Consider the following 20742-nt stretch of genomic DNA (forward strand, 5'->3'; position numbering starts at 1 on the left):
GGACGGGGGGGGTCAAGGCGTGATGGTGGCCGCGAGCGCGGCGCCGGCGTCACCCAGGCGCTGGGTGAGGCGGCGGGCGGCTCGGACTGTCAATCCGGCCAGCTCGGCATCAGGCACCTCGTCCAGCCGCTGGCGAGGAGCGATGACAGCGACGCTGCTGGTGACCTCGGTGAGGCGCACGGGAGCTGCTACCCCGGCAGCCGCGAGGTTGACCTCGTCGTAGCTGAAGGCGTAGCCGTCCTGTCGGATCTTGGCCAGACGGGCTTCCAGATCCTCGGCGCTGGTGGCGGTCGTCTTCGTCAGTGCCGTCAGTCCGTCGGCGTACAGGGCCCGGCGCTCGTCTTCGGGGCGGAAGGCGAGAATCGCCAGGGCGCTGGCGCCCGCGTGGGCGGGCATCCACGAGAAGAGGTCCGGCACGAAGCGTACGGCGTGGTGGGATTCGGCGGCGGCCACGAACATCCGGGTCTTGCGGTAGGGATCGTAGACGGTGAGCAGCGCGGTCTCACCGGTGGCGTCGCGCAGCTCTTCGAGGATTTCGGTGGCGGCGCGAAATGGCTGCTTGCGCTGGGCCAGCGCGGCGAGTCGGTGGAACTCCCAGCCCAGTTCCCACTGTCCGGGGGCTGCGAGGGCAACGAGGCTCGTCTCGAAGGCGGCTTCCAGGGTGCGCTGAAGGGAACTGGGCGGTGTATCGAGGCGTCGCGCGAGTTCGCGCATGCCGACGGAGGGCTCGTCCATCTCGGCGAGGGCCGCGAGCACCCGGGTCAGGGCTCGCATGGGACTGCGCTCGCGTTTTGCTGTCGGCTGCTGTTCGCCCACGTGGTCCAGCCCCTCTGTTCTCGACGCCAGGACCCTCTGGTGGCGTCTTCCACCAGCCGTGCCCTGTTCGTGGCCAGGGTATTGGCCGGGCCGGTCGGCATGTGCGCGGGAGAGGATGCCACGGGCGCGGCGCAGCACGGGTTCGTCCACCATCTGCCCGCGGAAGGCGAAGGCGCCGCCTCCGGTGCCTTCGCGTTCCGCCGCTTCCAGCACGGCACTCGCCCATTCTCGCTGGCCGGCTTCGGGACGGAAGGCTGTGCGCACGAGTGGCACCTGGTGCGGGTGGACGCATGCCTTTCCAGCGAATCCGCAGGCCGCCGCGTCAGTGGCCTCCTCCGTCAGACCGGCGGTATCGGAGATGTCGAGAACCACGGAGTCGAGCGCGGGTTTGCCGGCCGCCGCAGCGGCCAGGAGCACGCTGGAACGTGCGTGCACGGCCACATCGCGATAGCGGCCGTCCCCATGCCTGCTGGAGGTTCCGCCGATCCCCACGATGAGGTCCTCCGTGCCCCACATCAGTCCCGCACAGGTCGCGTGCCGCGCGATCGCGGCAGCGTTCAGGATGCCTGTCGGTGTCTCGCACAGTGCGATCACCTGCCGGGCGCGCAGTGGGTCGAGTTGGTGGGGATGTTCGGCCTTGGCCAGCATCACCACCCGCACGGGCAGGTCGGCGAGAAGTTCGAGATCTCTGTCGTGTTCGGCCGTGCCGACGGGGCTGATGCGCAGCACAGTGGTGGCAGGGTCGAGGCTGCCGACGGCCTCCCGGAGGCAGTTGCGGGCGTATGCGCGCCGGGAGGCGGAAACGCCGTCTTCGAGGTCGAGGATGACGACGTCGGCGGCGACCGCCGCCTTGGCGTAGCGGTCGGGCCGATCGGCCGGACAGAACAGCCATGCCGGGCCCCGGGCGAACATGTCGGCGATCATCCCTGCTCCTGGGGACGCTGCCGCACCAACGTCACGCGTGCCGCTTCCACCACCACGTCACCGTGCTGATTGCGGCCGGTGTGCGCGAAACGCACCACACCTTCGCCCGGCCGCGACCGGGAAAGGCGTTTGTCGAGCACTCGGGTCTCGGCGTAGAGCGTATCGCCGTGAAAGACCGGCCTGGGAAAGGCGACCCGTTCAAGGCTCAGATTGGCGCTGATGGTGCCCTCGGTCAGTTGCGCGACCGACAGCCCGACGAGCGTGGCAAGGGTGAACATGCTGTTGACCAGCCGCTGTCCGAAGGGCTGCCCCTCGCTCCAAGCCGCGTCCAGATGGAGTGACTGGGTGTTCATGGTCATGGTCGTGAACAGGACGTTGTCCGCCTCGGTGAGGGTCCGACCGGGACGGTGGGAGTACACACAGTCCAGATCGAACTCCTCGAACCACAATCCCCGCTGCTCGACCCTCCGTACCGCCGGTTGCGTAGACCGCATCCGCCCACCCTCCCACCACATGAACGCTATTAGCGTTCAACCATACCCTTATAGAACTGCCCGGTGCTACGGTTGGCCCTGGCCGACCTACCACCGGGCACCCTCCGGGCGTTCCCTCACAGGCGGAGATCGCATGTCCATCAGCCTCAAGGCTGTCAGCCCGGAGGAACTGGGCGCCGCTGCCACGACCTGCGGCACCCTCGGCCCGTACGGGGTTACCCGGCAGAGCGCCCGTATCCCTTCCGGTGACGGCGATCCGCTCGACGCCGATGTGTTCCATCCGGCCGACGACCGGCAGGGCCCGGTGCTGCTGATGCGCACCGCCTACGGCCGAGGCGGGTTCAGCCACCAGGGCATCTACTTCGCCTCGCACGGATACCACTGCGTCCTTCAGGACACCCGCGGCCCCTCCTCCTACTTCCACGAGGAGTCCGACGGGGGTGCGGCTGCGGCATGGATCGCACAGCAGCCTTGGTACGACGGCAACCTCGGACTCTTCGGAACCAGCTACATGGGCTTCACCGCCTACGCCACGGCCGCCACCCGACCCGCGGGGCTGCGTGCGCTCGCCGTGAGCGCCTACAGCGCGGACCGGACCTCCGCCTGGTATCCGGGCGGCTCCTTCGGACTCGACCTGGCGCTCCCCTGGGCGGCGGCCCAGGCCACACCCGAGGCCGACCCGCCCGGAGAAGGCCCCGGGGTCGACGACTCGGCGTTCCTCGCCCTGCCGCTGCCAGCCGCCGACCAGCTCTACTGCGCTCAGGAACTCCCCTTCTACCAGGAGCGCTTGCGCTTCGGCGGAGCCAGCCCGCACTGGGCACCTCTCGACTTCAGCCACCTGTTGTCCGAGGACGGGCTCCCTCCCACCTTGCTGATCGACGGATGGAACGACTACCACCGTCCCTACCTGTGGGCGGACTTCCTCCGGTTGCACGCGCGCCGCCGGTGCGACCGGATCGTGGCCGGGCCGTGGAGCCACCACATCGACCCGGTCCGCAGCAACCTCGAAACCCTCTCGTGGTTCGAGCGCCATCTGCGCCACACCACCGATCACGTCGGCACCGCGACGGCACCCGTGTCCGTCCACATCAACCCCGACGTCGGCTGGCGAGAACTCCCCACCTGGCCCGCCCCTGGCTCCAAGACCCAACGCTGGTACCTCGGCCCCGGCGGCACACTGGAGCGACCCCGGCCGACGGACTCACCCGAGCGACGCACCGACCGGTACACCTACGACCCCGCGGACCCGACGCCGGCCGTTGCCCTGTCCAGCTTCGCCCCCGTCGACACTCTGACCCAGACCGACAACCGCGAACTGGAGGCACGTGCGGACGTACTGACCTACACCAGCGATGAGTTCGAGAGGCCGGTGACTCTCATCGGTCCGGTGACCGCCGATCTATGGGTCACCTCGTCGACACCTCACACGGACTTCTACGCCCGCATCACCGATGTGCACCCCGACGGCCGCTCCCTGGCCATCGCCCAGACCCTGCGACGCCTCAGCACGCACAAGCTGACCGATCCGAGCACACCGCTGCACATCACCTTGGACCTGGGACCCGTCGCCCATCGTCTGGCACCGGCCCATCGGCTGCGCCTACAGCTCGCCAGCGGAGCCCACCCGTTCTACGCCCGCAACCTCGGCACCGGCGAGGACCTGCCCCACGCGATCGCCATGACCGCGGCTGACCAGGCCGTCCACTACGGGAATGTGACCCACCCGTCCGGCATCACCGTACGAATCGACGACGGACCAGACTCTCAGAGCCCTGGGTAGCCTCGACCGGTCCCGGGGCTGCCGGGGCCCTTCCGCCGAACACGGTACCTGTGAGACCGGCGGCGATGACGGTGGCCGACCGGGTCAGGACGTGATCTCGGCTGGTACGGGCCTGGGCGCGGTCAATGTCTGTCGCGAACGACAGGTCGGGGTCGCTGATCTGTGCGGTCGAATGCAGGACGTCACCGACGATAATCACCGACTCGGCTGAGTCGCCGGCCGGGTCCGCACGGTGACCCCGATGTCTCCGGGAGTGTGACCCGGTAGCGACACCACGCTGACCCCCGGGGCGAGTTCGTCGCCGTCGGCGACGAACTCGATTGCCCCGGCGAGGGGTTCGAGGATGCTGGACGTGCTCCAGCCTCTGTGGTCCGGCGAGCACGTCGACTACGACGGTGAGTTCTACCAGTTACACGATGTCTCCATGAAGCCGACGCCCGCGCAGCGGGTCCCGCTCATCGGAGCCGGGCACTCGACGCCCGCCCTCGGCAGGGCCGCTTCCCGATGCGACGGGTGGCTGTTCACGTCCGCGCTCATGACCTCACACGGGAGAAGCGCGAGGCCCCCCCACCGGGTCTCGGCGGCCTTCTTGAGAGCCGCGAGCGCGCTTCACGTACGCCTCCAGCCGAGGTGGCCCGGCGGTGTCGGTGTCTCCTTCCGGCGCGGGAGACTGACTGTGAGCGGCAGTCGCGGCCGTTCCCCGGTTGGTCGATCGGTACGTCCGGGGGGCGGAGCGGTGGTGCGCACCGCTCCGCCCCATGACCGAGTCCGGGAGATTCCGGCCGCTAGCGGGACTTCACGTCGAGGATGGTGAAGCCGTAGGCCGGGAGGGTGACGGTGTACTTGTTGCCCTTGATGGCGGGCGCCTTGCCCCCGTTGTAGAGGTCCTTCGGCGTCTGGGTGGTGTCGATGCCGGTGCCCTTGAGGTCCACCGTCACCTTCTTCGGGGCGTCGTCGAAGTTGTAGACCAGCAGGGCGGTCTGCTTGCCGTTCTCGCTCGTGCGCCGCATGGCGTACGCCTGCGGGTCGTCCCCGACGGGGACCCGGGTGCGGTCCGCGGCCGGGAGCAGTGCCTTGTTGGCGTTGACGGTCCGCAGGACCTTCTCCCAGTTCGACTTCAGCTTCGGCGACCAGCGGATGTACTGGTCGTACATGCCCGCGCCGTAGAGAATCCCGGACCCGGCGAGCAGCGCCGCCTCCTGGACGCGCATGACGTCGTCCTTCGGGTACGTGGGGTAGATGTGCGGTTCGAGGTTCGCGACCGGGTCGTCGCCCCAGATGCTCCAGGTGTACGTCGTGGCCCCGGCCTCCCGCGCGATGTCCGTGTTGTGCAGGGCGGCTTCCAGGCCGTCGGGGTCGATGGTGCCGTCTACGATCCGGGAGTAGTCGTTGACGGTGTCGGAGTCCTGGTAGTTGAACCAGGAGGTGAGGCCGAAGTCGATGTTGGCCTCGGCGGTGGCGGCGTTGGCCCGCTCATGGGTGAGCCACTTGTCATTGCTGGTGTAGGTGGTGGGGATGTCCACCGCGTACGGCTTCCAGCGCGGGTCCGTCGTCCCCACGTCCCACATGAACCCGTCGATCCCGGTGTCCAGCCAGAATTTCTCGATCCGGGCGACCTCGGCGGTGTTGCCCGCCAGGTTGTAGTCGAATCCGGGGCCGAACCACAGCTTCCAGTAGTAAGCCTTGGCCGTCTCGCTGTACTCCCAGGTGCTCGCCCAGGGCGGGCCCATCCGCAGATCGGGCAGCGGCTCGGTCGGGTCGGTCGTCCAGTGGAAGGAGCTGACCTCGCGCGAGGTGCGGTCGCCCGCCGCGTACTGCTCCTCGGCCTTCTGGAAGTACTCGGAGCGCTCGTCCAGGTAGATGTTGACGAAGTAGGTGACGACCTTCATGCCCTTGCGGTGGGCCGCGTCGACCAGCTTCTCCCAGTCCTTCATCGTGCCGTTCTGCGGCGGCACCGAGTAGAAGTCCAGCGGGGAGCAGCCGTCACAGGTGTTCTTGTCGCCGTTGTACGGGCTGAAGAACCCGAGCACCCGGACCCCGCTGCGCTTGAGGTCGTCCAGGTCCTTCTCGATGTCCTTGAACTTGTAGTCGAAGTACGTGTTGTAGAACCACATGAACCCGTTGAGGTTCTGGAAGTCGGTGCTCTGCCGGGTCTCCCGCGCCTGGGTGGCGCCGGCCGGCAACGCTGACGGAAGTACCAGGGCAAGCCCTAGCATTCCGGACAGCGCGAGGGTGCGTCTGGAGCGTGCCATACGAATCTCCTGGAGGGAGGTGGGATGGGTTCAGCCGGTCATGCCGGAGGAGGTGTAGCCCTCGATGAAGCGGCGTTGGAGCAGGATGAAGGCGATGAGGACGGGGATGACCATGATGAGGCCGCCGGCGCTGATGAGGGTGTAGTCCTGGGTGTAGCCGGATTTGAAGGCGAAGAAGGCGGTGGAGACGGGCATCTTTTCGGTGCTCTGGATGAAGGTGACGGCGAGGAGGAACTCGTTGTACGCCTGGAGTCCGGAGACCAGGGCGGCGGTCAGCAGTCCCGGCCACACCATCGGCAGCACCACCCGGGAGAACACCCGCCATTCCCCCGCCCCGTCGAGGCGGGCGGCCTCTTCGTACTCCTTGGGCAGGGCGACCATGAAGGAGCGGACGAGGAGGGTGGCGAAGGGGCTGAAGACGGCCCAGTAGATGATGATCAGGCCGAGGAGGCTGTCGTAGAGGCCGGCCTTGGTCCACATGTAGAACAGCGGGACCAGGAACAGCTGGATCGGCAGGGCTGTGGTGACCAGCAGGTAGTAGATGAAGAAGGTGGAGCCCGCCACGCGCAGGCGGCTCATCGCGTAGGCGGCGGTGCAGGCGATGACGCAGACGCCGAGTGCGGTGGCGGTGACGATGATGAGGCTGTTGCGCAGGCCGACGCCCATGCCGGCCTGCTGCCAGGCGTCGAGGAAGTTGTGCCAGCGGGGGCTGGTGGGCACACCCAGGGGTGACTCGGCGAGGGCGGAGCGGCTCTTGAGGGCGTTGAACGCGAACAGGAGCATCGGGCCGACGGCGAACATCGCGAGGAGCAGCAGGACGGCGTAGACGGTGTAGCGGCCCAGGGACATGCGGCGTCGGCCGGTGGCCGGGCGGAGGGGGGTGGTCGGGAGGGACTTCGTGGTGGTCTTGGAGGGGCTCATATGTCCCAGCCTTTGCGGCGCAGCCACAGGAATCCGGAGACGGCGATGACGCTGATGAGGGCCATGACGACGCCGATGGAGGCGGCGTAGCCGGCTTCCTGGTTGGCGAAGGCGGTGCGGTAGAGGAGGGTGCCCAGGACGTCGGTGGAGCCGGCGGGGCCGCCCTGGGTGAGGATGTAGATGTAGTCGAAGATGAGGAATGACCAGATGACGGTCATCAGGCCGAGGAACATGAGGGTGGGGCGGATGCCGGGCAGGGTGATGTGCCAGAACTCCTGCCACATGGTGGCTCCGTCGAGGCGGGCGGCTTCGTACAGCGAGGGGTTCACGGCCTGCATGGAGGCGAGGAAGATGACGACGAGGAAGCCCCACCACTGCCAGGTGTTGACGAAGGCGACGGTGCCCAGGGCGAGGTCGGGGTCGCCGAGGAAGTTGGTGTCGGTGAGCCAGGGGATGCCGAGGCCGGCGAGGCCGTTGCCGATGCCCTGGTCGGGGTCGAGGAGGCTCTCCCAGATGGAGCCGGAGACGACGGTGGCGACGACGTAGGGGATGAAGTAGGCGACCCGGAACAGCATCTGGAACCGTGTGACGCGGGTCAGGAGGAACGCTCCGAACAGGCCCATCGCCATGGGCACGGTGAGGAAGAACGCCGTCCACAGGGTGTTGTGCCACAGCGCGCTGCGGAACTCCGGGTCACCGAACAGCCGGGTGTAGTTGTCGAGCCCGACGAAACTGGCGGGACCCAGCCCGGTCCAGTCGGTGAAGGAGTACCAGACGGAGAGGGACGCGGGCACCGCGATCACGACGATGTTCACCACGAGCAGCGGCGTCATGAAGGCGAACCCGATGAGATTGCGCCGCACCTTGGAGCGGCGGGCACCCGGGCTGGGCGGCACCTGTGACGCCTTGGGGCGGTCGGCGCGCAGGACGGCCATGGCTCACGCGCCCTTCGGGACGGGCACGGGTGGCCGCTCGCCGGCCTTCAGCTCCTGCTGGAACAGCTCATCGAGCCCGACGCAGTAGTCCTTGGGGCTGAGGTTGCCGGTGAGTACCTTCTCCATCTGCTCGTAGATGTAGGTGTCCGACTTGGGCGGCCAGAAGGTCCAGGTGGTGTAGCCGATGTGCTGAGCCTGGCTGAGCGAGAGGTACTGCCGCTTCACCCGGGGGTCTATGTCCGCGGGGAAGGCGTTCTCGGGCATCGTGACGGGCGCGGGTGCCACGCCGGTGGAGGACAGGTAGCCCAGCTGACGGCCGGGGTCGGTGAGGACGTAGTCGAGCCAGTCGGCGGCCTGGTCAGGGTGTTGGCAGTCCTTGCTGATGGAGTAGGCCGTGCCGATCGACAGGGGCTGCACCTGCGCGGGCACACCGCTGTTCAGGGACGGCAGGGGCGCCCAGTCCCAGGTGGCGTCATTGCCGGCCGCCTCGCCGAAGTACGGGCCGATCTCGCTGAACGTCCACGAGCCATTGAAGAACAGGGCCGTCTCGCCGCCCGCCAGCTGCTCGTAGATGGTCGTGAACTTGTTGGTGAAGTAGCGGTCCGTGCTGCCGCCGAACCAGCCCTTGTCGAACCAGCTCTTGAGCAGGGCGATCGCGTCGACGAAGACGGGGTCGGACCACTTGCGCTTCCCGGTGAGTGCCTCGTAGAGGGCCTGGGGCCCGGCGAAGGTGTTCCACACCCAGGTCACATGCCACTCGGTGGCCGGCTTCCACTCGGCATTGCCCGCGCCGACGGGCACGATGCCCTTGTCCTTCGCGTCCTTGCACAGGTCCTCGAACTCGGCACGGGTGGTCGGCGGCTTCCACCCGTGCTCGCTGAGGGTCGCCGGGTTGTAGTAGATGGACAGCGTTTCGAGGTTGGCGGGGAGCGAGTACAGCTTGCCGTCCACGCGAGCGGCGTCCAGGGCCCAGGGCAGGAAGGCGTCCTGCCAGCCGAGCTGGTCCACGTACGCGTCCAGCGGCAGCAGGTTGCCGTTGTTGACGTAGCTCAGGGTCTGGGCCGGGCCGGTGGTGGTGATGAGATCGGGGCCGCTGCCCGAGGCGACGGCGGTCTGGGTGAGCCGGTCGATGGTGTCGATCTGCTTGACCGTCAGGCGGACCTGGAGGGCGTCCGCACCGGTCGCGGTCTTGTTGTAGGCGTCGATGAAGTGCTGCTGGAAGTACTTCTCGATGTCCTTGCTCGCGAACGCGCCCCAGAAGTTGATCTGGCTACCGGAGGCGCCGCTCCCCGATCCGCAGGCGGTCAGAGCCGCCGCGCCGAGGGCGGCGGCGCCGCTGAGCTGCAAGAACCGGCGGCGTGAGAGGTGGGCAGACATGGAAGCAGCCTCCGAATTCTGGTGTCCGCTGTGGTACGGGCGGGGCCGGTGGAAAGTCATCTGCTCGTCACCAGTCGTACGGTGCGCTCGGCGAGGTCCGAGATACGGGAGCGGTCGAAGCCGCGGATCGCGCTGCGCGTGAGGTCGTGGAACGGCTCGACCCAGTGCGGCGGAATCCCTCGCGCGCCGCAGACGATTCCCGCGACGCTGCCGGCGGTGGCGCCGTTGGAGTCGGTGTCCCAGCCGCCCTGCACGGTGAGCCCGATGGTGGCGGTGAAGTCACCGTCCCCCCACAGGAGTCCGGCCGTGACGAGGGCCGCGTTGTTGACCGTGTGGACCCAGGAGTAGTGGCCGTAGCGCTCCCCGATGGCCGCGCGTGCCTCCTCCCAGGTGTCCCCGGCCGTATGCCGGTCGAGGACGAACCGGATGGCTTCGGCCAGGCGGCTGCGGGGCGGAATGCAGGTCAGGGACGTCTCGACGGCCTGGCGCGCGGTGCCGGTGAACGCGGCGGCCACGAGCGCGGCCGACCACATCTCCCCGTACACACCATTGGCCGAGTGCGAGAGCGCCGCGTCGCGATAGGCGAGTTCGGCTGCCGCTCGCGGGTCGCCCGGGTGGACGTAGCCGAAGATGTCCGCACGGATCTGGGCGCCTATCCACTCGCGGTAGGGGTTGTCGACCTTCCCTGCCCGGCCGGGGTCGTGCCCGATCGCGAGGTTGCGGTAGGCGACCCGCTCGGCGGTGAACGTCTGTGTGTACGGCAGCCGGTCGAGCCACTCCCTGGCCACGTCGGCGGTGGTGAAGCCCAGTCCGTACTCCTCGATGAGGTGCAGGCCGAGAATCGTGTAGTCGATGTCGTCGTCCCGGGCGCTCTCCGTGATGCGGCCACGGGTGGTGTAGGGCCAGAACTCACGCAGCTCGAAGCCCTCGGGCATGGGGTCGAGAACGGGGACGTAGTCGCGCAGCGGGTAGGCGCCGGCCAGCTGGAGGTACGTACGCAGATGGCCGGCCGTCCAGTGGTCACCGCTCTCGACCGGCTTGCCGAGGTTGCAGCCGGCACAGCGGCCGAGCCAGGCTCCGAGCATCCGGTCACTCAGCTCGGCGCCACCGACGGTGGTCACCGGAGCGGCGTCGGGGAGAGTGGCGAGGATGGCCTCAAGGCTCTCGGGCTCCTCGTACGGCCAGCTCTCGTCGCGGCTGGTCGCGTACAGCTCGTCGAGGATCCCGCGGGCCGCTGCCGGGTCGTCGCCGTCGGCGGCTCGCCGCCCGGCTTCGGCGAGATCGCCGAGCGCGAAGCCGCTCTCCCGCCGCTGTGCCAGCTCCCAGCGCAGCAGTTCACGCGGATCGTGGGGCTGGTGGTCGTGATGCACCGTTCACTACTCCTGTCGGTTCATGTACAAGGGGTTCTCTGGGGCCGGGCTCTCAGGCCGACTCCCGGCGGACGAGGGCGTTGGCGATGACGAGTTCCCGCGCGGGTTCGGCTTGCTCCGCCGTCAGCTGCCGCAGGAGTGCCGCGCCGCAGGCGCGTCCCACCTCACGTGCCGGGTTCACCACCGTCGTGAGCGCGGGGGTGACGAGGGAGGCGGCGTCGATGTCGTCGTAGCCGGTGACGGCAAGGTCCTCCGGTACCCGAAGGCCGAGCTTGCGGGCGGCGTCCAGGACGCCGATCGCGATGAGGTCGTTGGCGCAGGCGATGGCATCCGGCCGCGCCTCCCTCGCCAGCAGGATCTCCGCCGCCTCCCGGCCCGCGTCCCGGGTGAAGCCGCCCCGGAGCACCAGGTCCTCGTCGACCACCCGGTCGACCTCCGCCAGAGCCCGGCGGTAGCCCGTCTCGCGGAGATCGCTGGGACCGGTGTGCCGGGGGCCGCCGATGTACGCGACGCGCTGCCGCCCTTGTTCGAGCAGATAGCGCACGGCCTGGGCCATGCCGCCCTCGTCATCGCTGCGGACCAGGTCGCCGAGATCGGCGTCGAAGTAGCCGCCGCCGAGCCGGACCACCGGCATGGTCCTGCGATGGTCCAGCAAGTCCTTGCGGGGCAGCTGGAAGGCGGCGATCACGGCCCCGTCCACGCTGCGCCCCGCCATGTCCCGCAGGAACGCCGCCTCCTGCTCGCGGACCCCGTCGGTGTTGCATGCCACGACGCGGTAGCCGACCGGCACCAGGACGTCGTCCATGCCGCGCAGGACCATCGGATAGAAGGGGTTGGTCAGGTCGGGGACCAGCAGCCCGACGGTCATCGTGCGGCGGGTCCGCAGTCCCTGGGCGAGTGCGTTGGGCTGATACCCCAGCTCCTCGATCACCGCGAGGACACGGGCCCTGGTGCGCTCGGCGACCGGCCGACGCCCTGACAGGACATGGGACACCGTCGTGACGGAAACCCCGGCCCGAGCGGCGACCTCTGTCATCCCGACCTGCGGCACCCTGAACTCCTTACAAAACGTTTTGCGTCTCGTGGCCGAAACATTCGACCCCGCACACCCTTGTTGTCAAGAGGTAAACCGCGCATTAATTGCCAATCTCAAGACGATCCAGCGAATTCATGGCTGAGTCTTGACGACGTGCCGGGCATCGGTTTGAGTTGGCGCGCAAAACGTCTTGCATGCACAGAACGTCTTGCATGATCCTCCGGGAAGCTGAGCAAGGAAGAGGCCAGTGATTTCATCGTTCGAGCGCGTGTACGGCGCGCTCATCGGACAGGCGGTGGGTGACGCGCTCGGGGCTCCGACCGAGGGCCTCACCAGGGCGCAGATCATCGAGCGGTACGGGTGGGTGTCCGACTTCGTCGACGACGACCCGGCCGGTACGGACGACACCGAGTACACCGTGCTGACGGCACGGACACTGCTGGACCATGACGCGCAGCCGACCCCGGCCCAGGTGGGCGGCGCCTGGACCGACAACCTGGTCAACCAGGTGGGCGGTTTCTACGGCGGCGGGTTCAGCGAGATGACCGCGATCAACAACCTCCGCGCCGGGCTGGCGCCGCCTGTCACCGGGAGCGACAACCACGAGATGTGGAGCGACGGGGCCGCGATGCGGATCGCGCCGGTCGGCATCCTCTGCGCCGGCGATCCGGTCGCGGCGGCCGAGCTGGCCGCCGTCGAGGCCCAGGTCTCCCACGCCAAGGACGGGATCTACTGCGCCCAGGTCATCGCCGCCGGTGTCGCGGCGGCACTCACCACCGACTCCTGGCAGGACGTCGTGGAGGCCGCGCTCGCTGCCGCACCCGCCGACTCCTGGACGGGGCGGACCATCCGGCGCGCGGTCGACATCGGCTCCGCGAACGAGGATCTGCCGGCCGCCCTGGACGAGCTGTACGCGCGGATCTCGATCTTCCACTACCCGTTCGCCGATGTGGGACCGGAGGCGACGGCGCTGGCCATGGGCGTATTCGTCGCGGCCCGGGGCGAGTACGTGCCCGCAGTGCTCGGCGGCACCAACATCGGCCGCGACGCCGACACCATCGCCGCGATGGCCGGGTCCATGGCCGGCGCGCTCCATGGTTCGCAGGCCGTTCCCGAGCAGTGGCGTCAACGGATCAACGTCGTCCGGGGCCACTGCATCGCCTCGACGGCGGACACCGACCTCGCCGATCTCGCCCGGACGCTGCACGCGACGCTGCTCGCCAGGAAGGCCGGCTCATGACTTCTCCCACCGCCAAGGACGCCGTCCAGGACGCCGTCCAGGAAGGGTCCCGCGCCATGTCCGCACCCGCCGCCGTTGCCCCGGACCCGCGCGATCGCGCCCGCGGCGCCCTGCTGGGCCTGGCGATCGGCGACGCGGCCGGACTGCCCGCCCTCTATCACCGGGGCGCCCGCCTCGGCGAGCCCCGCCAGTGGCTGTGGCACTTCGGCGCCGAGGCCGACACCCACCAGGTGCTGCGCTTCCCCCTGCCGTTCACCCTGGGCCGCCCCGAGCCGCTGGAACTGGCCGGGACCGACGACACCGAGTTCGCCGTCGTCGCCGCGCACATCCTCCTCGGCGCCGCCTACGACGCGACGAGTGCGGAACTCTTCACCGGCTGGCGGCAGCAGGTGGTGGACCGGGCCGACGAGGTGTGGTCGGGGATCGCCGAACGCTCGTCGATCGTCAATGCCCAGGCGGGCCTCACACCCCCGGCCACCGGGAACGACAACCCGGCCTGCTACGACGACGGCGCCGTGGCCCGCGCGGTACCGGTCGGCATCCGTCACGCCGGCCACTGCGACCAGGCGGCCCGGGTGGCCACCCGTCTCGCGGAGATCACCCACGCCGACGACGGTGTGTGGGCCGCGGCCGCGATGGCGGCCGGTATCTCCGCGGCCCTGTCCGGAGCGGACGCCGTCGAGGCGGTGGCCGTCGGGGTCGCCCAGATCCCGCGCGACAGCTGGCTCTCCCGCCAAGTGACGCGCGCCCTTGACCTGGCCGCCGCGTCCGCCACTCCCCTGGATCTCGTGGCGGATCTCAACGACCAGGTGGCCAACGCCTCTTACAGCTTCGGCACGGTCGCCCCGGAGACGCTCGCCTCCGCCTTCGCGATCACCCTGTCGACCGGCGGGAACCCGGTCACCGCGCTTCCGCTGGCCGGCATGGTCGCCAAGCAGAGCGACAGCATGCCCGCGATGGTGGGCGCCCTCGCCGGTGCTCTCCACGGCGCCGGCACCCTGCCGGTGCGCTGGCGCGAGAAGGTCGACCAGATACGCGGCCACTGCCTTCCGCACCTGGCCGGCACCTCACTCGTCGCCCTCGCCGACGACCTGGTCTCGGCGCGGGAGGGGGACGGGTCCGGCGCGGTGCGGTAGGGCGGCGGCGGCGCGATTCGGCAGTTCTGACGTGCTCCCCCCTGGCCCGGGGGCCAGCGATTCCGGCCTGGGTGGTCCGCCAGCCGGCACGCAGATGGATCACCGAGGTGCGCTGCGACTCGTGTCCGAGCCACGGTGCGATGACGGAGAGGGTGTCGGCGACTGGTGGTGCGTGAGCGGCTTCGTCTGCCTCGCGTGCGTCTCCTGCCTCGCAGGCCGGGGCATGGGCCCGTAGCGGGGTCGTGGTTGGGGGGCCACGCGGCGCGGGTGCGGCCAAGCGGTGTCCGCCGTGCCGCTCGTATCCGGATCGAGGGGAGCGGTGTCCGTTCGTGTCCAGGCGAGGGGACCGGTGATCGTGCGTGTCCCGTCGAGGCGACGGGTGACCGCGCGGGGCACGAGGAGATCCGCCGGTACGGGGAGACCCGCCAGTCCGTGGCCTACTGGGCGAGCAGCTGGCGGGTTCTCCGACGGCGGCGGCGCGGAGCGGCGTGAACTGGCGGTCCTCCACTCCCGGGCGAGCGCAGGCTAGGTCGCAGCCGTGCCTGAGCCTGACCGGTGGGCCGGACCGGGCTCGGGCGGCCGCTGGGCCGGGGCTCGGGCACAGGCCGGCGGGCCGGGGCTCGGGCCCGGGCCCGTAGGCCGGACTCAGGCACGGGCACGTAGGCCGGACTCAGGCACAGGCCGACGGGCCGGACTCAGGCACAGGCCCATGGACCGGGCTCGAAGACAGGCCGGTGAACCTGAAGCACCACGCCGCCCGCCGGTTTGACCTCAAGCTAGGTCGAGGGAAGAGGCTGGGGTCATGGACACCTGGCCCGCCACCATCACCGGCGCCGCCCTCCCGGCCCCGAACGCCGACACCACCGCCCCCTCGGAACTCCGCCCCGGCCCCCGCCCCACGGACCACCGGCCCGACCGGTGGTCCGGCGATCTCCTCGATCTCGACGCCTACCTGGAGCGGATCGGGTACGACGGTCCGCGAGAGCCCACTGTGGCGGTCCTCCGGGGCCTCCAGCGCGCCCACACCACCGGCATCCCCTTCGAGAACGTCCACGCGGTCCTCGGCCGCCACCTCCCGCTGGACCTGCCCTCGATCGAGGCCCGACTCGTCCACGGCGAGCGCGGCGGCTACTGCTTCGAGCACGTCATCCTCTTCGCCGCCGCCGTGGAACGCCTCGGTTTCCATGTCACCGGCATGACCGGCCGGATCAGCCTGGGCGCGTCGAAGGTCCTTCCCCCCACCCACGCACTGCTCGCGGTGATCGCCCGTGACGACGACCGCACGTGGCTGTGCGATGTCGGTTTCGGCGCCGGGCCGACGGGGCCGATCGAGCTGAGGGACGGGGCCCAGGTCGAGTACGACGGTTGGCGCCATCGCCTGGAGCGCCGTCCCGGCACCCATGGCATCGACCAGTGGTGGCTGTACCAGAGCGCTCAAGGCGCGCTTGGCGACCCGGGCGGGGGCGCCGAGTGGATCGACCGCCACACCTTCACCCTCACGGCCCAGTATCCGATCGACTACGTGGTCGGCAGCCACTTCGTGGGCAGCCATCCGCGCTCCCCGTTCGTCAGCCGGCTCTTCGTGCAGCGTCTGACCCCGACGGCCCATCACAGCCTCGACGGCCTCACGCTCGTCACGACCCGCCCCGACGGCACGAGCGCCCTCGGACGTATCCCCTCGAAAGCTCTCGACGAGACGCTGCGCGGCGTGTTCGGGATCGCCCTCACCGAGGAGGAGATCCGCGGGATCGCCGACGCCCGCCGGTCCGCCACTGCGGCGCGCTGAACTCGGGCGCGGCGGATGCGGCGCTCGGGTAGCCGGACTCGTTTGACCTTGTCACCGTGTCAAGGTCTTCACTGCTGCCAAGGAGGTGGTCCCGATGACCATGGCGAGGCGGGACGTGGAGGCGAAACGGGTGCTCCAGGGTCTGGAGGACGGTCGTCCGTCGGTACGGCTGCGGGCTGCCCTGGCGGCCGGTACGGTGCCTGACCCGCGCTTTGTCGACAAGCTTGTCGAGCGATGCGCGAGCGAGCCCGAGTTCTTCGTCCGCGACATGCTGACCTGGGCGCTCACCCGTCAGCCGGTGTCCCTGACGTTGCACGAGCTGCTCCGCGAAGTCCGCTCGGAGCATGCGCAGGCACGCAGTCAGGCGCTGCACACACTGTCCAAGATCGGGGACGGGCGGGCGTGGCCGGCGATCACCCGGGCGTTGCTGTCCGACGCCGACGACGAGGTGGCCAGAAGCGCCTGGCGGGCCGCGGTCGTGCTCGTGCCGGAAGGCGAGGAGACCGCCTTGGCCACGGTGCTGGCGACACAGTTCGGGCGCGGTGAGCAGCAGACGCAGCTCAGTCTCAGCCAGGCGCTGGTCGCACTGGGTGAGGTGATCGTGCCGGCCCTGCACACTGCGACGACGGCCGCCGATCCGCGCGTACGGGCGCACGCGCTCGCGACACAGCGGCTGCTGCGCGATCCGGACGCCGGATTCGCGTTGGCGATCGAGGAGGCCAAGCGCGTCGTAGCCCTCACCGGCGCCCCGAGGACGGACGATGGCAGCCGTGTTGATCGGTGAGGTGTCGAAACGGTCCGGGGTCAGTGCCCGCATGCTCCGGCACTACGAATCGCTCGGTCTGGTGCGGCCTTCGGGCCGTACCGGTTCCGGCTACCGGGAGTATTCCGTGCAGGACATCCGGCGGATCTTCCACATCGAGAGCCTGCGGTCCCTGGGGCTGTCGCTGCGTGAGATCGGGCGGGCGCTGGACGATCCCGGTTTCATGCCCTCGGCGCTCGTCGACGACCTCATCCGTCAGACGCGCGAGCGCATCGCGGCCGAGACCGAGCTGCTGACGCGGCTGCGCCGGATCGATGCCGCGGATCCCACCGGCTGGGAGGACGTCCTCCAGGTCGTTGCGCTTCTCCAGGCACTGGGGTCGCAGAGCGCCGACGCCCGCCAGCGCGCGGCACTCTCCTCGGTCGACAGGGTTCCGGTGGAGGCCCTGGTCGACGCGGCGCTCAGCGAGACGGAGCCGAATGTCGCCGGTGCCCTTCACTGGGCGCTGGCGCGGTCGGGCGACGACGGCCCGGCGCTGCTGGCGAACGGCCTCGGCTCACCGGTGGCCGCGGTGCGCAGACGCGCTGTTCAGGCTCTCGCCGAGATGCCCCATGGTGCGGCGACCGCACACCTGCGGGGCGCTCTCACGGACCCCGACATCGAGGTCCGCGGGCATGCGGCTCTGGCGCTCGGGACACGTGGGGTGGCCGAAGCGGTCCCGACGCTGATCGACATGATCGTGGCGGGCCGGAACGACACCGACGCGGCCGACGCGCTGAGCGAGCTGGCCGGGGATACCGCGAGGGCCGATCAGATCGCGGGCAGGCTCGCCGACCGTCTGACCCACGACACCGTGGCGGCGCCCGCGCGTCGGCGCCTGACCCAGGCGCTGGCGGGCCTTCCGGGGAAGACGGCGTCACATGCCCTCGTGGAGCTGTCGGATGACGAGGACCGGGGCGTCGCACTGACCGCCGCGTACCTTCTCCAGCTCCGCGAGACAGGGTGACGTGCTCTCCCGGGGGAGCCGGACAGCCGCCGCCGCTGTCCGGAGCGGGCGCCCGGTCCGTGCCCGGCCATATCCTCACCGGCCTGACCGACGCCGAGTCGTCCGTCGGCGAACACGGGCTCGCACCCGTGGACACGGGCGGGCGCCGCCGCGGGTGAGGACCGTAGGGGACGGGCCCGGCCGGGCCCGCCGGAGGACGGAGACGGAGCCCGGTCCGGGTCCGGCTCCCCCGCCTGGCTACCGCCGGAGGTCGTGCGGCTGGTCGCCGACCGTTCCGCGCGGGCGCTGGACCCGCCGCCGCGTCCGGTGGCCGCCATGCCCGCCAGGCTTCGTCCCGCCTCTCCAGGCGACTGCCGCGCGGCAGGGTGACCGACATGATGTCGCTGGGGCCGTCGAGTGCGAGGCGGTGCCATCGCCCGCGCGGGACGATGGCCGCCGTTCCCGCCGCAGGCTTGATCTCCTCCTCCTTGTCATCGGGCTGTTCCGGGCGCAAGCAGACGCGTATCGCGCCGCTGAGGCAGGACACGATCTCGTCGGCGGCCGCGTGGACTTCCCAGTGGTCGGCGTGGACGTCGGCGTCGGTCCTCGCGTGGAGGGTCATCAGCTGCCAGCCGTCCCGCGCGGGGTCGAACACGGGTTGCTCGGCGCGGATCCGGCCGCTCTGGTCGAGGTGGAGGAAGGAGGCGAAGAGATCGACCGGGGTGACGGGCAGGCCGGTACGTCTCCAGTCTGCGGGTCGTCGTTCAGCCGGCCAGGGCGTGGGGCTCGGGGTCCGGCCCGGTCGGCTACGGGGCCAGCGCGCGCCGCAGGACGGTGCCGAGTTCGGTGAACTGCCGTTGGGACACGTCGGCGGACATGACCGCCAGTGAGCCGTGGAAGGTGCCGGGCCAGTGGTGCAGTTCGGCCGGGACGCCCGCCTGGAGCAGGCGCAGCGCGTAGGTGATGCCTTCGTCGCGGAGCGGGTCGGACTCTGCGGTGGCCACGTAGGCCGGGGGAAGGCCGGACAGGTCGTCGGCGCGGGCCGGGGCGGCGTACGGGGTGGCGGGTCGGGAGCCGAGGTAGTGCCGCCACGCTGCCGCGAGTGTGTCGCGGTCGTGCAGGGGCGTGTCGGTGAGGTGCTGCTGGGACCACGTCTCCTGACGGTCATCGAGCAGCGGCTGGTTGAGCAGCTGGAAGCGGATCGCGGGCCCGTGCTGATCGCGCGCCCGCAATGCCACCGCGGCCGCGAGCCCGGCGCCGCAACTGTGCCCTCCGACGGCGATCCGGTCCGCGTCGATGCCCAGCTCGGCCGCGTGTCCGGCCGCCCAGTCCAGTACGGCGTAGGTGTCGTCCAGGGCGGCGGGGAACCGGTGCTCGGGAGAGCGTCGGTAGTCCACCGAGATCACCACCGTGCCGGCACCGGCCGCGATCCGGGCGGCGAAGGGGCGATCGGAGTCCAGATCGCCCATGACCCAGGCCCCACCGTGCAGCCAGACGATGGCGCCCCGCGCGCCGTTGGGGCGGTAGATCCGCACCGGCACGTCCGGATCGGCGGGCACGGTACGGTCTTCGATCTCCAGGCCCGTGGTGTCCGGCGCCGGTGCCGCGGCGGCCCGCTCGGCGTAGTGCTCGCGGTCGGCTACCGGATCGGTCAGGTCGGCTTTCACCAGCAGGGGGACAAACGCTTCGAGTTCGGGATCCATACCGGCCATCCTCACCGTTGACCCCCCGCGGGTTCATCCGCCAGTTGTCGCGCGTGCGGGTCGGTTTGCGCACCGATTGGCGCCCTCGGGCGCGCAGAACGGCCCATCCGGCCGGCCCGTATCCTGGCGCCATGGAGGCTCTCGCCGAACGCCTGTCGCATCTGGACCCGCATGCCCAAGGCGCGATCCGCGTCATCGCCTTCTACGACACGCTGATGTGCCGGAGGGTGGACCTCCCGGCGCTCGCCCGAGCCTCGGCGGGTCTCGCCGGATGCGTGGTCGGGATCCGGCTGCACGGCACGGGGCGACTGATCCGCACCTCGCCCGACGGCCGGCAGTCACCCCCTGCGCCGCACCCCGCGTCCAGCACAGCGCCGATCACCCTCGACGAGGAAGAGATCGGCACCGTACGACTGGAACGTCCCGGCCCACCCGGGCCGCTCGACGCAGTGCTCCTGGAACGGCTCGCCATCGCAGCGGCCGCGGTCATGGAGCGGTACGGCCCGGCGCGTACCACGATGGCCGACCCCGCCCTCGTCGAACTCGCGATCAGTTCCGACTGCGACGACGCGGCCCGCACCCGGGCACTACGGCTCCTGGGGTTCGCCGTCGACCTGCCGGTCCACGCCGTCGCCGTACGCTCACCGCTGCCACTCGACCGGGTCGCCACCCTCATCTGCCCCGACCGCACGGTCAAGGCGGCACCGCTCGCCGACGTGGGCGTCATCCTGGCGACCACCGTGGACGCGGGCCGCTTCCCCGCAGGCGTACGGGCGGGTATCGGCGCCGCCGCGAGCCCCGACCTGTCCTGGCACCAGGCGCGGACAGCCCTCCGCTTCACCACCCCGCACCGCCCGACCGTCCCCCACGCCGAACTCGGAGCGCTGGCACTGCTCGCGCGGGTCCCCCAGGACGCCGCCCGCGACAACCCGGACGTGGCCGCGATCGCCCGCATCGCCGACACACCGCAGAGCCTGGACCTGGAAACGCTGGACGCCTACTGCACCACCGGCTCCCTGCGCCGCACCGCCGACCTCCTCCACCTGCACCACAGCACCGTCGCCCGCCGACTCGAACGGATCGGCACCATCCTCGGCATCGAACTCACCGAGCCCACCGGCCTGACACGAGCCGGACTCGCCCTCACCACCTGGCGACTGCTCAACAACTGAGGACGAACCGCTTCCCAGCAGTGGTCTCTCCGCCGTTGTGGCGGTCCCTCAA

General features: G+C 70.3%; 17 protein-coding genes. 8 read left to right on the forward strand and 9 right to left on the reverse strand.

The annotated features are described in order from the left end of the window. Window positions 1-12: 12 nt before the first annotated feature. Together ACFRFC_RS36730 and ACFRFC_RS36735 are read right to left on the reverse strand one after the other, a co-directional pair. Window positions 13-1740: an aldolase/citrate lyase family protein gene (locus ACFRFC_RS36730; protein WP_382693560.1), complete on the reverse strand. Its 1728-nt coding sequence runs from the start codon at window positions 1738-1740 to the stop codon at window positions 13-15. Beyond that, window positions 1737-2189: a MaoC family dehydratase gene (locus ACFRFC_RS36735; protein WP_382693563.1), complete on the reverse strand. Its 453-nt coding sequence runs from the start codon at window positions 2187-2189 to the stop codon at window positions 1737-1739. Before ACFRFC_RS36735 ends, ACFRFC_RS36730 begins: the two co-directional genes overlap by 4 nt. Before the next feature lie 178 nt (window positions 2190-2367). On the opposite strand from ACFRFC_RS36735, the gene ACFRFC_RS36740 reads away from it, so the two are divergent. Continuing rightward, the gene (locus ACFRFC_RS36740; RefSeq protein ID WP_382693566.1) at window positions 2368-4014 is read left to right on the forward strand and encodes a CocE/NonD family hydrolase; all 1647 of its coding nucleotides are present in this window, start codon (window positions 2368-2370) and stop codon (window positions 4012-4014) included. A gap of 343 nt (window positions 4015-4357) precedes the next feature. Continuing rightward, window positions 4358-4828 carry an LLM class flavin-dependent oxidoreductase gene (locus ACFRFC_RS36745; protein ID WP_382693569.1) on the forward strand — a complete coding sequence of 157 codons (471 nt, stop codon included), beginning with the start codon at window positions 4358-4360 and terminating at the stop codon, window positions 4826-4828. Here ACFRFC_RS36745 and ACFRFC_RS36750 read toward each other — a convergent pair. The 6 genes from ACFRFC_RS36750 to ACFRFC_RS36775 all read right to left on the reverse strand — a co-directional run bounded on the left by ACFRFC_RS36750 (window position 4800) and on the right by ACFRFC_RS36775 (window position 11920). Beyond that, on the reverse strand, window positions 4800-6266 hold the full coding sequence (locus tag ACFRFC_RS36750; RefSeq protein ID WP_382693572.1) for an alpha-amylase family glycosyl hydrolase: 1467 nt from the start codon (window positions 6264-6266) through the stop codon (window positions 4800-4802). The genes ACFRFC_RS36745 and ACFRFC_RS36750 overlap by 29 nt on opposite strands. 30 nt (window positions 6267-6296) lie before the next feature. After that, entirely contained in the window at window positions 6297-7187 is an 891-nt protein-coding gene (locus ACFRFC_RS36755) for a carbohydrate ABC transporter permease (protein ID WP_383112691.1), read from the reverse strand. Beyond that, on the reverse strand, window positions 7184-8122 hold the full coding sequence (locus ACFRFC_RS36760; RefSeq protein ID WP_383112692.1) for a carbohydrate ABC transporter permease: 939 nt from the start codon (window positions 8120-8122) through the stop codon (window positions 7184-7186). The genes ACFRFC_RS36755 and ACFRFC_RS36760 overlap by 4 nt, the downstream gene beginning before the upstream one ends. A 3-nt stretch (window positions 8123-8125) precedes the next feature. Then, window positions 8126-9499, reverse strand: a complete 1374-nt coding sequence (locus ACFRFC_RS36765; RefSeq protein ID WP_382693627.1) for an ABC transporter substrate-binding protein — start codon at window positions 9497-9499, stop codon at window positions 8126-8128. 56 nt (window positions 9500-9555) lie between these two features. Beyond that, a complete protein-coding gene (locus ACFRFC_RS36770) occupies window positions 9556-10584 on the reverse strand; it encodes an ADP-ribosylglycohydrolase family protein (protein ID WP_382693658.1) in 1029 nt (342 codons plus the stop codon). Window positions 10585-10921: 337 nt separating this feature from the next. Continuing rightward, complete coding sequence (locus ACFRFC_RS36775) at window positions 10922-11920, reverse strand: LacI family DNA-binding transcriptional regulator (protein WP_382693629.1); 999 nt, start codon at window positions 11918-11920, stop codon at window positions 10922-10924. Between the two features lie 232 nt (window positions 11921-12152). On the opposite strand from ACFRFC_RS36775, the gene ACFRFC_RS36780 reads away from it, so the two are divergent. The 5 genes from ACFRFC_RS36780 to ACFRFC_RS36800 all read left to right on the forward strand — a co-directional run bounded on the left by ACFRFC_RS36780 (window position 12153) and on the right by ACFRFC_RS36800 (window position 17836). Next, window positions 12153-13145 carry an ADP-ribosylglycohydrolase family protein gene (locus ACFRFC_RS36780; protein WP_382693631.1) on the forward strand — a complete coding sequence of 331 codons (993 nt, stop codon included), beginning with the start codon at window positions 12153-12155 and terminating at the stop codon, window positions 13143-13145. Then, entirely contained in the window at window positions 13142-14281 is a 1140-nt protein-coding gene (locus ACFRFC_RS36785) for an ADP-ribosylglycohydrolase family protein (protein WP_382693633.1), read from the forward strand. The genes ACFRFC_RS36780 and ACFRFC_RS36785 overlap by 4 nt, the downstream gene beginning before the upstream one ends. Before the next feature lie 802 nt (window positions 14282-15083). Further along, a complete protein-coding gene (locus ACFRFC_RS36790) occupies window positions 15084-16067 on the forward strand; it encodes an arylamine N-acetyltransferase (protein ID WP_382693635.1) in 984 nt (327 codons plus the stop codon). 94 nt (window positions 16068-16161) lie between these two features. Continuing rightward, window positions 16162-16851 carry a HEAT repeat domain-containing protein gene (locus tag ACFRFC_RS36795; protein WP_382693637.1) on the forward strand — a complete coding sequence of 230 codons (690 nt, stop codon included), beginning with the start codon at window positions 16162-16164 and terminating at the stop codon, window positions 16849-16851. Continuing rightward, a complete protein-coding gene (locus ACFRFC_RS36800) occupies window positions 16838-17836 on the forward strand; it encodes a MerR family transcriptional regulator (protein WP_382693660.1) in 999 nt (332 codons plus the stop codon). Before ACFRFC_RS36795 ends, ACFRFC_RS36800 begins: the two co-directional genes overlap by 14 nt. A 785-nt stretch (window positions 17837-18621) precedes the next feature. Here the strand turns inward: ACFRFC_RS36800 and ACFRFC_RS36805 are convergent. Further along, window positions 18622-19518, reverse strand: a complete 897-nt coding sequence (locus tag ACFRFC_RS36805; RefSeq protein ID WP_382693639.1) for an alpha/beta hydrolase — start codon at window positions 19516-19518, stop codon at window positions 18622-18624. 131 nt (window positions 19519-19649) lie between these two features. Here ACFRFC_RS36805 and ACFRFC_RS36810 point away from each other — a divergent pair, with 131 nt between their 5' ends. After that, a complete protein-coding gene (locus ACFRFC_RS36810) occupies window positions 19650-20690 on the forward strand; it encodes a helix-turn-helix domain-containing protein (RefSeq protein ID WP_382693641.1) in 1041 nt (346 codons plus the stop codon). Window positions 20691-20742 lie beyond the last annotated feature (52 nt).

It is taken from the genome of Streptomyces sp. NPDC056734, from assembly GCF_042790455.1.
In the GTDB taxonomy this organism is placed as follows: Bacteria; Actinomycetota; Actinomycetes; order Streptomycetales; family Streptomycetaceae; genus Streptomyces.